Source organism: Buttiauxella noackiae ATCC 51607 (assembly GCF_001654865.1).
In the GTDB taxonomy this organism is placed as follows: domain Bacteria; phylum Pseudomonadota; class Gammaproteobacteria; order Enterobacterales; family Enterobacteriaceae; genus Buttiauxella; species Buttiauxella noackiae.
Genome location: NZ_LXEO01000092.1, coordinates 1 through 306 on the forward strand (window position 1 = coordinate 1; position 306 = coordinate 306).

Below are 306 nucleotides of genomic sequence, written 5' to 3' on the forward strand. Positions count from 1 at the left end.
TGTGACCATCTCTGCTACAGGCAATCAATGATTGGGTTTTTCGGGCGTATTAGGAAAAAAATTTATAAATATGCCAGTGTCGTTGTTTCATTGACAAACAAAGATGTACCGAACTATGTCCAGGATGGATGTAATTGCGTGGTCATTGAAAATCCAATTGATCAAAATAAAATACATCTTCTACAAGATAGTCGGACGCGTGATGGATTTATTGCAGTCGGGAGAATATGTCATCAAAAAAATTATGAAAGGATGCTAAATATTTTTTCATATTTGATTCAGATGGATAATTCTCTAACTCTTAAT

The 306-nt window shown here is 34.0% G+C and carries 1 protein-coding gene; it reads left to right on the forward strand.

The window, feature by feature from the left end; translation table 11 throughout:
• Positions 1-27: 27 nt before the first annotated feature.
• A partial coding sequence (locus tag M979_RS23665; protein WP_209439650.1) for a glycosyltransferase family protein occupies positions 28-306 on the forward strand: 279 nt, incomplete at its 3' end.